This is a genomic window from uncultured Metabacillus sp., from assembly GCF_947503125.1.
Classification (GTDB): Bacteria; Bacillota; Bacilli; order Bacillales; family Bacillaceae; genus Metabacillus.
Window position 1 is genome coordinate 1 of record NZ_CANNCR010000077.1, and the last position, 14,272, is coordinate 14,272.

Here is a 14,272-nt window from a genome sequence, read left to right on the forward strand (position 1 = left end):
GTGGCAAGTTTTTTGCATTTAAAGCCCTTTAAATCAAGGAATTATTAACTTTTTAATATATAAGTTTTGACAATACGCTTTAAAGAAAGGGGAGGAAAAGATGAATTTTGATCAACTGGTAGGTGAGCAGTTAAAGACGATGGATAAATTATTATATTTGCAATCCGAAATCGAACGGTGCCAGGATATAATGAAACGGATGAATGCGCTGCAGGATGAAGCGAAAATTGATTCAATCCAAGATGAGATTGAAGAAATGAAGCTGGAATTAAATAGAATACAGCAGGTGTTTGAAAAACAAACAGAAGAGGTAATTCGTTCTTACGAAAATTAGCAATTTGAAACGGTTTCTTAAGTGTAGGCGGGGGTCATTTCTTTTGAAATGACTCTTTTGTTTTCTTTTTTTATTTACAAACGTTATAATAACTATAAATAAATTAGGAGACGATGTTTGTGAGACATTAGCTTTCACGAAGCGGCTATTTGAAAGAAGGGGAGAAAAGTGGGATTTCCCAAGGAAGGAGACAAAATTCAAATTCATAGTTATAAGCATAATGGTTATATCCATAGAGTATGGGAAGAATCAACCGTATTAAAAGGTTCACAGCATTGTATTATTGGCGGGAATGATCGTACAATGGTTACCGAATCGGACGGAAGAACATGGATAACCAGAGAGCCGGCCATTTGCTATTTCCATGCAAGACATTGGTTTAATATTATCGGCATGCTTAGAGATGATGGTGTAACTTATTATTGTAATATAAGCTCGCCATTTGTTTGGGATGATGAAGCATTAAAATATATCGACTATGATCTTGATGTAAAAGTGTATCCTGATATGACGTATACGATCTTAGATGAGGATGAGTATGAGCAGCATAGCAAACTCATGAATTATCCGGAAGTCATTGATCTTATTTTAAAACGAAATTTAGAAACCTTGCTGCGATGGATCCGCCAAAAAAAGGGACCATTTGCGCCTGAGTTTATTGATGAATGGTACGAGCGGTACCTGACATATATAAGATAATCGTAAAGAAAATAAGGGTGGCTCATGGTGTGCTTCTAAAAGCGAAAAAAGAGTCAGCCTTTTTCGTGTGAAAAGAATTATAGGATAACAAACATACTTGGTTGCGTTTTATATAGATAATGATTGTATAAGCTTTTGTACTCAGTTTTGGTGTCTAGCTCCAGGCGCCATCGGCTCGAGGTCATAAGTCAAATAGGAATTGAAGGTAAAGAACACCTTCTATTCCTATTCGCCTTATGCTTGTCGCCGATAGGCGGGCGCCTTACGCTTTTCTTATAGAGGGGGATTTTCTTGGGGTCTGTTAAGAGGTATATGGGTTTTGTTAAGCCTTATCGGCTTCAAATAGCGGGGACGATATTAATTGGGATTATTAAATTTTCGATTCCGCTGCTTTTGCCTTTACTTATTAAATATGTGTTAGATGATATCATTGGCGGAGATGGGACAGCTGATGAGAAAACAAAAACCCTGCTTCTGATTATGGGAGGGATGTTTGTTTTATTTGTGGTGGTTCGTCCGCCGATCGAATATTTCCGGCAATATTTTGCGCAATGGGTTGGCAGTAAGATTCTTTATGATATCCGTGACCAGCTGTTTACCCATTTGCAAAAGCTAAGCCTGCGTTATTATGCAAACACACGGGGCGGAGAAATCATTTCCCGTGTGATCAATGATGTGGAGCAAACGAAGAATTTTGTTATTACCGGGTTAATGAATGTGTGGCTTGATGTCATTACAATTGTAATTGCCATTGGTATTATGCTTACAATGGATATAAAGCTGACACTAGTATCAATCATCCTTTTTCCTTTTTATGGCTTTTCAGTAAAGTACTTTTATGGAAAGCTTCGTCAGTTAACAAGGGTTCGTTCCCAGGCGCTTGCCGAAGTTCAAGGGCATTTACATGAGCGTGTGCAAGGGATGCCGGTTATTCGCAGCTTTGCGACAGAGGAATTTGAACAAAAGCAGTTTGCCGAGGAAAATATGAACTTTCTTACTAAAGCATTGGATCATACAAGCTGGAATGCACGGACCTTTGCGATCGTTAATACGTTAACGGATATCGCACCGCTTGTTGTAATCAGCTATGCCGGCTATCATGTGATTCATGGCAATTTGTCAATTGGAACGATGGTTGCGTTTATTGCTTATATTGAACAGTTGTATAACCCGCTGCGCCGATTGATTAATTCCTCTACAACATTAACCCAAGCCTTCGCTTCAATGGATCGGGTTTTTGAGTTTATTGATGTACCTTATGAGGTTGTCGATAAGCCGAATGCAATTGAAGCTAAAAATATTAGGGGCGATGTTGAATTTGAACATATTTCGTTCCGCTATCAAGAAAACGAAGCGCTGATTATTGAGGATTTATCTCTTCAAGTGAAGAGAGGGGAAACTGTGGCACTCGTTGGGATGAGCGGGGGTGGTAAGTCAACGCTTGTAAGCCTGCTGCCGCGTTTTTATGATGTAACAGACGGACGTATTTTATTAGATGGTATCGACATTAGGGATTATCAAGCCCAAAGCTTGCGCGGACAAATTGGCATGGTGCTCCAGGATACGTTTTTATTTAGTAATACTGTTCGTGAAAATATCCTGATTGGTAAGCCGGATGCGACTGAGGATGAAATCATTCAAGCTGCAAAGGCAGCAAATGCCCATGATTTTATTTTGAAATTACCAAATGGCTATGATACTAGAGTTGGCGAACGAGGAGTAAAGCTTTCAGGAGGGCAAAAGCAACGGGTTTCGATTGCAAGGGTTTTCTTGAAAAATCCGCCGATTCTTATTTTGGATGAAGCGACATCAGCACTGGATTTAGAGAGTGAGCATTTAATCCAGGAGGCGCTTGAAAAACTAGCAAAGGACCGGACAACGTTTATTGTTGCACATCGTCTTTCAACGATTACCCATGCCAATAAAATTGTTTTAATAGAGGATGGCAAGGTTGTTGAACAAGGAACACATCAAGAGTTAATGGAGAAACAGGGACAGTATTATAAGCTCTTTCAGATCCAGCAATTGGATTAAGAGATATGAGTAAACGAAAAAGGCTGTCTCAAAACAAAAGGTTCAGACCCCTTATTGGAGGGATCTGAACCTTTTTTAAAGTTTAAGAAAAATTGTACTAAGTTTTAGTGTCTAGCTCCAGGCGCCATCGGCGAAGCACAGGACGTGCAAGTGTAGTCAATGCGACAGGATGTCGCGTTTTTGACTGCCTCTAGGGTCTAGTCAAATAGGAATTGAAGGTAAAGAACACCTTCTATTCCTATTCGCCTTATGCTTGTCGCCGAATGCTTAGCGCCTTGCGCTTTTCTTAATCATTCCTCTGCTATTTTAATTTCATTGTCTTTTTTATGGTAGCTTTGGAAGCTGCTAATCAATGTATCTAAGTGCTCAAGCTGTTCACTATAATCAATGATGGCCGATATGAGCGGAATGGTTTGATAGAAACAATCGGGATCCTGGGTTTTATAATAGTCCATGATTACTTCTGTTAGCTGGCGTTTATTAAATTTATTTTCCCTTATTGGCTCATTTGCAGATGAAGCTTTAATTTTCCCGATAAAACGTAAAAGAGATTCCTCATGGACATAAAGCAAATAATCTAGTTCATCTACAAGTACTTTTTGAATGCTTTCCGGCATTTGATGCAATTCATTTTCTAAGCGGTAAAGCTTTTTCAAGGTGTCAAATGCACGGTTAGTCACGTTGATCATTTGTCTGAAGAGAACAAGCTTTCTCGATTTAGCATAGGTTTCTTTTTTAAAATAATTCCGTTCTTCTTTATAGTTCAAATAAAGCTGATCAAGCTTGATCATTTGCTCTTTGAGTTTTACAATCTCGTCCTTCAGCACATGATGCTCCAAACCCTGTCTGAGATCTACGCGAATCCACTTAATAATTTCCTCGGTATTTTCTGTAATGCGTTTGTAAAGCTTTGTTTCATATTTAGGTGGCAGAAATACTAAATTCACGATAAACGCAGCTAATACCCCTAATAATATGGTGAAAAAGCGGATGAGTGCGACTTCGAAAAAGTCATCACCCGGACTTTCTAATATGGCAATAACAGTGACAAGCGCAACAGGAATTGTGCTCTCAGCCTTTAGCTTTAAATTGATCGCTATAACAAAGATAGCCGTTATCCCGATCATCACTGGATGTGAACCAAACAGCAGGCCAACTCCAATGGCTAATGCAGCTCCAATGACATTTGCCTGAACCTGTTCGATAATTGATAAATAGGAACGATAAATGGTCGGCTGGATCGCAAAAATCGCGGAAATTCCAGCAAAGGCAACCGAAGGAAGCTGAAAAGCTGTAGCTAAAAGTAAAGCGAGTGTAATGGCAATCCCCGTTTTCAGGATGCGTGCACCTAGTTTCATGTATGTTTATTGACACACCTTTCATATAGACATCTGGTTTATGACTTAGTAAACCATTTACGTACTATACAGCGTTTATCTATTTTACACAAGATACAATTTCCTTTTTTAATAAAAATTTAAAACGTAAATTTATTCTGAAAATAAGGAAAAATGAAGGGCTGTCTTGAAAGGGACAGATTCCCTGATATATTAAGCTTTTGGAGCTCTTATATATTTTTTGGGAATCTGGACTCTATAGCTTCAAGACAGCCCTTATGTTGTTTTTATGATTTTAACTTACTAAAAGCGTATTCGACAGCTTTTAATGTTTCTCTAATATCTTCTTCTGTGTGTGCTGTTGTTAGAAACCATGCTTCATATTTCGATGGTGCCAGGTTGATTCCTTGGTGAAGCATGAGTTTAAAGAAATTGGCGAACATTTTGCCGTCTGTGTTTTCTGCTTGTTCATAGTTTGTTATTTTTTCATCGGTGAAGTAAATGGTTAGGGCTCCTTTTAGACGGTTGATTGTGATCGGAATAGTATATGTACGAGCATGCTCTAGTATACCTTCCTCTAGAAGTGCACCTAATTGATCAAGCTTTTCGTATACATTTTCCTGCTGTAAAACCTCTAAGCAGGCGATTCCTGATAAGATCGATGCCGGATTGCCTGCCATTGTTCCTGCTTGATAGGCCGGTCCAAGTGGGGCAACCTGCTCCATGATTTCTTTTTTGCCGCCGTAAGCTCCGATCGGAAGTCCTCCGCCGATAATTTTTCCTAAGGCGGTTAGATCAGGGTATACCCCCAAAAGGTCTTGAGCTCCGCCATACATGAACCGAAACGCAGTGATGACTTCATCATAAATGACAAGAGCGCCTGCTTCATGAACCAGTTCATTAACCTTTTCTAAGAAGCCTGGTTTTGGTTCAACGATGCCAAAGTTTCCGACGATGGGCTCTACAAGCACAGCCGCTACTTGATCTCCCCATTTATCTAATGCTTCCTTCAATGGTTCGATTTCATTAAAAGGAACGGTGATGACCTCTTGAGCAATGCTTTTTGGGACACCAGCTGAATCTGGAGTTCCTAATGTAGATGGGCCAGAACCGGCTGCAACAAGAACCAGATCAGAATGACCATGGTAGCAGCCGGCAAACTTGATGATTTTGTCTCGACCTGTATAAGCTCTTGCTACGCGGATTGTTGTCATAACCGCCTCAGTACCCGAATTGACGAAACGAACCTTATCAAGTGCTGGCATGGCTTCCTTAAGCATTTTGGCAAATGTTACTTCATGCGGAGTCGGAGTACCGTATAGGACGCCATTTTCTGCAGCCTTTTGAATCGCTTTTGTAATATGCGGATGTGCATGTCCGGTGATGATAGGGCCATATGCTGCTAAATAGTCGATATATTTATTGCCGTCAACATCCCAGAAGTAGGCTCCGTTTGCTTTTTCCATGACAACAGGTGAACCGCCGCCAACTGCTTTATACGAACGTGAAGGGGAGTTTACACCTCCAACGATATGCTGTAACGCTTCTTCATGTAATTTATTTGATCGTGTAAAATTCATGATTGCCTCCTAATATGTATCAAAATCCTTTTCTATTTTATCATGAATTAAAAATCCTCTCCAAAATAGAAACATAGCATTTGTTGTATTCGAAAAGATTCGTTAAACTATTCGTTGTGGTGAAGTAAGGGAGGGACAAAAATGACGAATATTATCGAGGTTAAAAACCTGCGTAAGGAATTTAAGTCATATTCAAGCCGACAGGGCTTAAAGGGTGCATTTCGCGATTTGTTAAATCGTCAATATAAAATCATTCCGGCCGTAAATGATGTGTCATTTACTGTCAAGCAAGGAGAAATGGTGGGGTATATCGGTGAAAATGGTGCTGGTAAATCTACTTCGATCAAAATGTTGACAGGGATTTTAACACCAACCTCAGGGGAAGTTCGTGTCAATGGAATGAATCCGCATAAAGAGCGGGATAGATTTGTCCGAACAATCGGTGTGGTCTTTGGCCAAAGGTCGCAATTATGGTGGGATATTGCTGTTCAGGAATCGTTTCGCCTTTTAAAAAAGGTATATAAGGTTTCGGATGCCGATTATAACGAGCATATGGATCATGTAATCAAAACGCTTGATATTGGACCATTGCTGGATAAGCCGGTTCGCAAGCTGTCTTTAGGGCAACGAATGAGATGTGAGCTAGCTGCAGCACTGATTCATAATCCGCCTCTCTTGTTTCTTGATGAGCCGACGATCGGATTGGATGTGCTGGTCAAATTAAAGATTCGCGAGTTTTTAAAAGAAATGAATGAAAAATACAAAACAACCATTCTTTTAACGACACATGATCTTTCCGATATCGAAGCTCTTTGTGAACGGGTTGTTATGCTTGATGAAGGAAAGGTTATTTATGATGGACAGCTGGAGGAATTACGGTCTCACTGGGGAGAGGGCAAACAGATCCAATTCCAATTTGCTGATAAAGTGATTGAGCAGCAATTGTCCTTTTTAACGGCTGATCTTGATGTCGCTTGGCAAAAGGGTGATAAGTTAAATGTGTGGACAGCGCTTGTTAATGACAAGGAAGCGCAGATGTCAGAGCTTATCGGCCGGGTAGTAGGTGCCCATCAAATTAAAGATTTAAGTGTGATGGAAATTTCGACAGAAGAGGTTATTCGCAAAATCTATGAAAAGGGAGAGGCATTAACGAGCTGAGGTGGATGATGGATAAATATATCGAAATGATCAGGATCCGCTTTTTAATGATGCTTGCCTATCGAACCAACTATTATAGCGGAATCCTGATATACAGCATTAACATAGGAGCTTACTATTTTTTATGGACCGCCATTTATGGAGGCAAGGAATCGATCGAAGGTTTATCTGCGGTGCAAATGACCACATATGTGGCTGTTTCATGGATGGCAAGGGCGTTTTATTTTAATAACATTGATCGTGAAATTGCATTGGAAATAAAGGAAGGAAAAGTGGCTGTTGAATTAATAAGGCCTTATAACTATTTAGGGATGAAGACGATGCAGGCGTTTGGGGAAGGAATCTTTCGCTTAGTCTTTTTCTCGGCGCCAGGAATGGTCATTGTCGGCCTGGTGTTTCCGATGGATTTTTCATCAAATGGAGAAACATGGCTGCTTTTTGCTAGTTCGCTATTATTTAGTTTTATTATTAATACACAAATTAATCTAGTTACCGGGATGCTGACCTTTTTCTTATTTAATAATGATGGGCTTATGAGAGCAAAGCGTGTCATTATCGATTTGTTTTCCGGCTTGCTGTTGCCAATCAGCTTTTATCCTTTATGGGCGCAAGAGGTTATGAAGTATTTTCCGTTTCAGGCAATAAGCTATATTCCAAGTATGATCTTTACAGAGGGAATAACAGGAAATGAAGTGCTTCAAGCCATTCTTTTACAGGCCTTTTGGGCATTGATATTACTCATTCCAATTCAGCTACTTTGGTCCTTAGCGAAAAAACGAATGATTATCCAAGGGGGGTGAGGTCATGTTCTATTTATCGATGCTTACACAGTATATCGGCCAGTATATGAAAACAAGAATGCAATACCGGGCGGACATGGTCGTCGAGCTTTTATCTGATATGCTGTTTCAAGCGACAAACCTCGTTTTTATCCTTGTCGTCTTCGGACATACTCAGTTTTTAAGCGGCTGGACACGTGATGAAATTATTTTTATTTATGGCTTTTTCCTCGTTCCATATGCTGTTTTTGGCGCATTCTTTAATATTTGGGATTTTAATGAGCGCTATATTGTCAAAGGAGAAATGGACCGGATCTTAACAAGACCGATTCATAGTCTTTTCCAGGTGATTTTGGAACGGATGGAGCTTGAATCCTTATTTGGTGCGATCACCGGGATTGTGATTATGGGCTATGCCTCCGTTCAGTTAGGCTTAAGTTTTCAATGGTATGATGTTCTTTTCTTTCTTGTCTTTGTTATTAGCGGAGCACTTGTCTATGCCGGGATTTTCGTTTCTTTGGCAAGCATCGGCTTTTGGTCTGATGCACGAACATCGCTTATGCCGATGATGTACAATATTGGAAACTATGGACGGTATCCGGTTGATATTTATAATTCCGTAATCCGCTTTGTACTGACATGGATCCTGCCATTTGCATTTGTTGGTGTATATCCTGCCGCATTTTTTCTTGAAAAAGAAGAATGGTATATGTACTCGTATTTAACTCCTGTTATGGGAGTCGGGTTTTTTATGATCTCTGTGTTTCTTTGGAATGCAGGGGTGAAACGATATCGTGGAGCGGGAAACTAGATTTAACACTGTAATATTCTTAAAGGAGACCGATTGATACCGGGCAGATTTTTATAAAGGTAGGCGTGAATTCTTATAGGGATTCACGCCTTCTTAATGTTTATCTTAAAGAGGATAATGGACAAAAACTATATATTTGAGGAGGAAAAGTCCTGTAGAAAGCGCCAAAGAGAAAAAAACCTAGATGGAGAAGCAAAAAAAAGTCCCGTAGAAAGCGTCAAGGGGACAAAACGTAGCCAGAGAGCCAAAGAAAAGTCCCGTAGAAAGCGTCAAAGAGACAAAACCTAGCCAGGGAGCCAAAGAAAAGTCCCGTAGAAAGCGTCAAAGGGACAAACCTTAGCCAGAGAGCCAAAGAAATGTCCCGTAGAAAGCGTCAAAGAGACAAACCTTAGACAAAGAAACAAAGAAAAGTCCTATAGTGATAAAGCTTGATAAGAAAGCAATAGTGAAAGGAAGTCCTTCATAAAGCAAAGACGCCTGTAAACTAAATTTTGCTCTCCTTTTTATAACCTCAAAAACAAACTCAGTTGAATAACCACCCCTATGCTTGTCATATAGTATACAAAGCGCAAGATGATTAGGGTGGGGTCTATGTGGAGCTTTTATTTTGCGTGTTCATTGCAATCTGTATGTTCATGAATTTAAAAAATGTTATCGTTATTTGCTTTCAAAAGAATTTTTTGTCTATTGAAACCATCATTATGATCACCTATTTATATTTATCGCTGCTGATTGGCTTTGGGATGATTTATCTCATTTGCATACAAAGCAACTTGGTCGTTTTAACTGAAGCGGGCAACTCTTTAACTGGAGATTATTTTGACAAGCTCGCCACATCACTTTATTTTAGTGCCGTTACATTATTTTCTGTAGGCTATGGCGATATTGTGCCAATCGGCATCGGCAGATTGCTGGCTGTTATGGAAGCATTAATTGGCTATATCCTTCCGGCGGTTTTTCTGGCTCGTACGGTTATCGGTATGGATAATAGTAAATAGTTGTACGAAAAGCGAAAGTTGGTTACGCTTAAAGTAGAACGATTTATTGGAGGGATAGACATGACAGTTGAAATTGGCAGCGCTGCTCCGGATATGGAATTAGTCGCTGATAATGGTGAAAAAACAAAACTTGCTGATTACAGAGGGAAATACATTGTTTTATATTTTTATCCAAAGGATATGACACCCGGATGTACGACAGAAGCCTGTGATTTCAGAGATCAGCATCAAAGCTTCGCGGATGTAAATGCGGTCATTATCGGAGTTAGTCCTGACCCTCAGGAAAAACACCAAAAGTTTAAGGAAAAGCATGACCTTCCATTTAAGCTGTTAGTCGATGATGAACATAAACTAGCGGAAGCTTATGGTGTTTGGAAGCTGAAAAAGAATTTTGGAAAAGAATATATGGGGATTGAACGATCCACTTTTATTATTGATCCAGAAGGAAACTTGATCAAGGAATGGAGAAAAGTAAAAGTGAAGGATCATGTTCAAGAAGCATTAGAGTACATAAAAGAACGACAATCCTAATACGAAAATCATCATGCCTATTTTTTAAAAGGTAAGGCAAACGTCCAGCCAATTTGCAGGGAAATGCGTACTCTATACAGAAGGCATTACCTCCTCAAATGTTAGCGCCGGACTAAGTGCGGACAAATGATCCGCACTCTTTTTTGTCGTTTAGAATTATAAAATTCATTGAATTGTGAATAAGCGCTGCGACATCCAGCTCCAGCGCCTATCGCCTATCAAACTTCAGATCATCTCCCTACGATAAGTCAACATCGGTTCGCTTCGCTTACCGTGTTTCCTTTATCTCAGTCGATGCTCCTCCAGTTTGTACGGCGATGACCAAGGCGCTTGCGCTTTTGTTCTGCAAAGGGAATACATAGAGAGAGGAGATTTTTTACGTGATCGTCCTATCAACTGTAAAACTGCCTAATCAGCTAAAAGAGCAGTTAGAGAGCAGCTTTAAAAATGTAACATTTTATCATGATCAAAAAATCAATGAAGCAAAAGACATTCTGCCGAAAGCAGAAATCATCTTAACCTATGGCGAGGATTTAACGGACGAGCATATAGAGGCTGCAACAAACTTAAAATGGATCATGGTTGCCTCAGCAGGTATAGAAAAACTGCCATTTGAACAGCTAGAAAAACATAATATTCATGTTACAAATGCAAGAGGGGTTCATGCCATCCCAATGGCAGAGTATTGTATCGCGATGATGCTGCAGGTTTCCCGCCAGGCAAGCACGCTTATGGAAAATCAAAAGCAGCACAAATGGGACCGCCGCGTGCAAATGGAGGAGCTCTACGGAAAAACCGTCTATATTTTAGGAGCGGGAGCGATCGGTACAGCAATAGCTAAGCTGTCTAATGCTTTCGGAATGCAGGTTCTTGGTATGAACCGGGATGGGAGAGCGGTCGAGTATTTTCATAATACCTATTCCTTCAAAGAAATGCTTGTTCCAATGGGGAAGGCTGACTTTATCATTTCCGTTCTGCCAAGCACTGAGCAAACAAAGGGACTCTTAACATATGAGGCTTTTAAAAGGATGAAAGAGGATGCAGTGTTTATTAATATTGGCAGGGGAGACGCTGTCATTGAAGGAGATCTGATCCATGCATTAAATGAAAAACAAATCAAACACGCAGTGCTTGATGTATTTGAAAAGGAACCATTGAATGAAGACCACCCATTTTGGGACATGGAAAATGTAACGGTTACCCCGCACTTATCTGGTATTACGAAAAATTATTTACCAAGAGCGATGAAAATATTTGAGAAGAACCTTAAAGCTTACATAGAGGGGCAAGTTTCAAGTATGGAAAATATCATTTCTTTAGAAAAAGGCTATTAATCGCATGAATCCTTTCTAAAGGCAAATAATAGGGATAGCATCGACGAACGATTTAAAAGGAGATATTTACCTTTTAGCAATTGGTTAGTTTAGTCTTGATGATGGAGAGAATTTCAGATTATATTGCATATAGAAAGAACAATTGACAAAAGTCTTAGTCACAATGTACACTAATTATAAACATTATAAAGTAAGAATATTTATTAAAGTGAGGTGCATGGCGGATGTCAGAACATCAATTAAAAGATGCGTTAGAAACATTAAAGCAAACTGGAGTTCGAATTACACCTCAACGTCATGCTATACTTGAATTCTTAGTCGATTCCATGACACACCCTACTGCAGATGATATATATAAAGCGTTAGAAGGAAAATTCCCTAATATGAGTGTTGCGACAGTTTACAACAACTTAAGGGTATTTCGTGAAGTTGGACTTGTAAAGGAATTAACGTATGGCGATGCATCAAGTCGATTTGATTTTGTAACGTCTGACCATTACCACTGTATATGTGAAAGCTGTGGGAAAATTGTTGACTTCCATTACCCGGGACTTGATGAGGTTGAGGCGCTTGCTGCACATGTAACAGGATTTAAAGTAAGCCATCATCGTATGGAGATCTATGGTGTTTGCAAGGATTGTGAAAAGAAAGAAACTCATTAATATTCAAGCTCGGTGTTAATACTGAGCTTGTTTTTTTATACGTTAAGAAATGATAAATTGGCAGCGTGGAAGACTATTCGACGTAGTGGCCAATTTAAGGTATAAAGTATAAGGGCAACTACGCCTCTGTCTTCGCCTTTACAGGCTCGCCAATCGGTGAGTTTTCTTTATGGGGTTTTTCAATTAAAAGAAAAGAACGGCTGATTATGCTAGCCGCTCTTATGATTCAGTCTTCATTTTTTTACGGTTATAATCCTCATTAAACTCTTTTCCTTCTAAATCCTTATCCAATGTTAATGGTTCCTTACAATACATGCACATATCCACGCGGCCGAGTATTTTTGTTGGTTTCTCACAGGATGGGCAAATAACCTGGACAGCTTTAGTGGACAACATTCCGATCCAAAAATAAACAACGGTGCTGGCGATGATCGAAAGCATTCCCAGCATCATAAAAATCGTCATGACCCACATGTTTGTTCTGAAGAAAACGCCAACATACATAATAATGAAGCCTACAAAAATTAAGCTAAGGGCAAAAGTTCTGATTTTATTTATTTTACTTGAATATTTACGAGCCATATATTAAACCTCCTTTGTTTAATATAGCACAGAATTGAACAGCAGATAAATCGTTAACATAAGTAACTTTTATAGTTCATCAGTAATTAATGTTTGTTTTAAAGGCTGATCGTCCTTTATACTATCAGAGGTTCATTTTTTGAGTTCGCAAAACTTACCTTTATCATTCAAATTTTGAAAAGGGATTTTGCTTTTATATGTAGAAAACATTAATAAAGTCCATATATTGGAGGAATAATGATGGAAAATATTCTCCGTCCGATCTATCAAGAAAGGGCTAGTCACTCAAATACATTAGCAATCATCATGATTGAAAAACGAAATCAAACTTCACCCTTAACAGATAATTTAGATGTTGCGTTATTAGTCATTATAAAAGACTCAGACCATTCGCTATTTGTGAAGCATTATGAATATGAAGATAAAAAAGCATCATTAACCGTTATGTCAGAAGATGAATTAAATGAAGCCATTTTATTAGGAACAAATAGAAGAATTGTTGATTGGGTTTTAAATGGGAAGATTCTTTTTGATCGTAATGAATACATAATCGGGCTTATTGAACGTTTGCGGACATTTCCATTTTCAGAGCGTAAATTAAAAATTGGGATTGAATACGGCAAGCTGATTCGAAGATATCTGGAAGGGAAGGTATTCTTTGAATCAAAACAGCTATTGGATGCCTATTACCATATTGTTCATGCTCTTCATCACTTAGCAAGACTTGAGGTCATCGACCAAGGCTTTCACCCTGAGGTAACTGTCTGGAACCAGGTGAAAAAAATTGAGCCGCAAATTTATAAGCTATATAAGGAATTAGTTGAAAGTGATGAGTCGTTAGAAAAAAGGTTGGAGCTTTTATTTCTAGCAAGCGACTTTTTGATTCATTCAAAAACTGAGGTTGGTGCTGCTCATATACTGAGGGTTATGGCAGAGAAGGAATATTGGTTATATAATGAATTGCACCATCATCCAGAATTGAAGTATTATTCTGTTGATCTAAGTGTACTTTTAGAGTATCTAGTAGAAAAAAATTATGTTTCCATTAAACGGATCGAGACAAAAGGCAAGGAAGTTTTTCATCGTGCATATTTTGTTGAGAAAAAGTATTGACTTAAATTTTTTGAGATGATATATTATTAAACGTCGCTGTTACCACAAAACGTAAACAGCGGCTTCTGTCTCACTTTTTCACCAAAAAAGTTTTTAAGAAAAAATGTTGACACGAAGAAATGAAAATGATATATTAAGAAAGTCGCTTCTAGACAAAATGACATGATATGATCTTTGAAAACTAAACAAAACCAAGCGTGCCAACGTTAATTTCGATTAACAAACAACGTACTAACTAGTACATTATTATGAGCTATATCAACTCTTTATTGGAGAGTTTGATCCTGGCTCAGGACGAACGCTGGCGGCGTGCCTAATAC

Annotated in this window: 14 protein-coding genes; 11 read left to right on the top strand and 3 right to left on the bottom strand. The window is 38.9% G+C overall.

All coding sequences use genetic code 11. From position 1 onward, the window contains the following. Positions 1-100 precede the first annotated feature (100 nt). The 3 genes from Q1B07_RS23965 (at position 101) to Q1B07_RS23975 (ending at position 3,067) form a co-directional block, all read left to right on the top strand. Entirely contained in the window at positions 101-334 is a 234-nt protein-coding gene (locus Q1B07_RS23965; RefSeq protein ID WP_299094688.1) for a YgaB family protein, read from the top strand. 168 nt (positions 335-502) lie between these two features. Beyond that, positions 503-1,033, top strand: coding sequence for a DUF402 domain-containing protein (locus Q1B07_RS23970; protein WP_299094685.1), 531 nt, complete (start codon positions 503-505; stop codon positions 1,031-1,033). A 291-nt stretch (positions 1,034-1,324) separates the two neighbouring features. Next, entirely contained in the window at positions 1,325-3,067 is a 1,743-nt protein-coding gene (locus Q1B07_RS23975) for an ABC transporter ATP-binding protein (protein ID WP_299094682.1), read from the top strand. A gap of 290 nt (positions 3,068-3,357) precedes the next feature. Here the strand turns inward: Q1B07_RS23975 and Q1B07_RS23980 are convergent, their stop codons facing one another. Next, a complete protein-coding gene (locus Q1B07_RS23980) occupies positions 3,358-4,425 on the bottom strand; it encodes an aromatic acid exporter family protein (protein ID WP_299094680.1) in 1,068 nt (355 codons plus the stop codon). Positions 4,426-4,691: 266 nt separating this feature from the next. Next, positions 4,692-5,984, bottom strand: a complete 1,293-nt coding sequence (locus Q1B07_RS23985) for a glutamate-1-semialdehyde 2,1-aminomutase (protein WP_299094677.1) — start codon at positions 5,982-5,984, stop codon at positions 4,692-4,694. A gap of 141 nt (positions 5,985-6,125) precedes the next feature. Between Q1B07_RS23985 and Q1B07_RS23990 the strand changes: the two genes are divergently transcribed. The 7 genes from Q1B07_RS23990 (at position 6,126) to perR (ending at position 12,257) form a co-directional block, all read left to right on the top strand. Then, entirely contained in the window at positions 6,126-7,142 is a 1,017-nt protein-coding gene (locus Q1B07_RS23990) for an ATP-binding cassette domain-containing protein (RefSeq protein WP_299094674.1), read from the top strand. 8 nt (positions 7,143-7,150) lie between these two features. Next, positions 7,151-7,942, top strand: a complete 792-nt coding sequence (locus Q1B07_RS23995; protein WP_299094690.1) for an ABC-2 family transporter protein — start codon at positions 7,151-7,153, stop codon at positions 7,940-7,942. A 4-nt stretch (positions 7,943-7,946) separates the two neighbouring features. Next, positions 7,947-8,732: an ABC-2 family transporter protein gene (locus Q1B07_RS24000; protein ID WP_299094671.1), complete on the top strand. Its 786-nt coding sequence runs from the start codon at positions 7,947-7,949 to the stop codon at positions 8,730-8,732. 593 nt (positions 8,733-9,325) lie between these two features. Then, positions 9,326-9,730 (top strand): potassium channel family protein, encoded by a 405-nt coding sequence (locus tag Q1B07_RS24005; RefSeq protein ID WP_299094668.1) that lies wholly within the window; start codon positions 9,326-9,328, stop codon positions 9,728-9,730. Between the two features lie 60 nt (positions 9,731-9,790). Then, on the top strand, positions 9,791-10,261 hold the full coding sequence (gene bcp, locus Q1B07_RS24010; protein ID WP_299094665.1) for a thioredoxin-dependent thiol peroxidase: 471 nt from the start codon (positions 9,791-9,793) through the stop codon (positions 10,259-10,261). Between the two features lie 380 nt (positions 10,262-10,641). Continuing rightward, entirely contained in the window at positions 10,642-11,595 is a 954-nt protein-coding gene (locus Q1B07_RS24015; RefSeq protein WP_299094662.1) for a D-2-hydroxyacid dehydrogenase, read from the top strand. A 224-nt stretch (positions 11,596-11,819) separates the two neighbouring features. Then, complete coding sequence (gene perR / locus Q1B07_RS24020; RefSeq protein WP_299094659.1) at positions 11,820-12,257, top strand: peroxide-responsive transcriptional repressor PerR; 438 nt, start codon at positions 11,820-11,822, stop codon at positions 12,255-12,257. A 219-nt stretch (positions 12,258-12,476) separates the two neighbouring features. Here the strand turns inward: perR and Q1B07_RS24025 are convergent, their stop codons facing one another. Next, entirely contained in the window at positions 12,477-12,839 is a 363-nt protein-coding gene (locus Q1B07_RS24025; RefSeq protein WP_299094657.1) for a YgzB family protein, read from the bottom strand. A 240-nt stretch (positions 12,840-13,079) separates the two neighbouring features. On the opposite strand from Q1B07_RS24025, the gene Q1B07_RS24030 reads away from it, so the two are divergent. Then, the gene (locus tag Q1B07_RS24030) at positions 13,080-13,952 is read left to right on the top strand and encodes a nucleotidyltransferase-like protein (protein WP_299094654.1); all 873 of its coding nucleotides are present in this window, start codon (positions 13,080-13,082) and stop codon (positions 13,950-13,952) included. Positions 13,953-14,272: the final 320 nt, after the last annotated feature.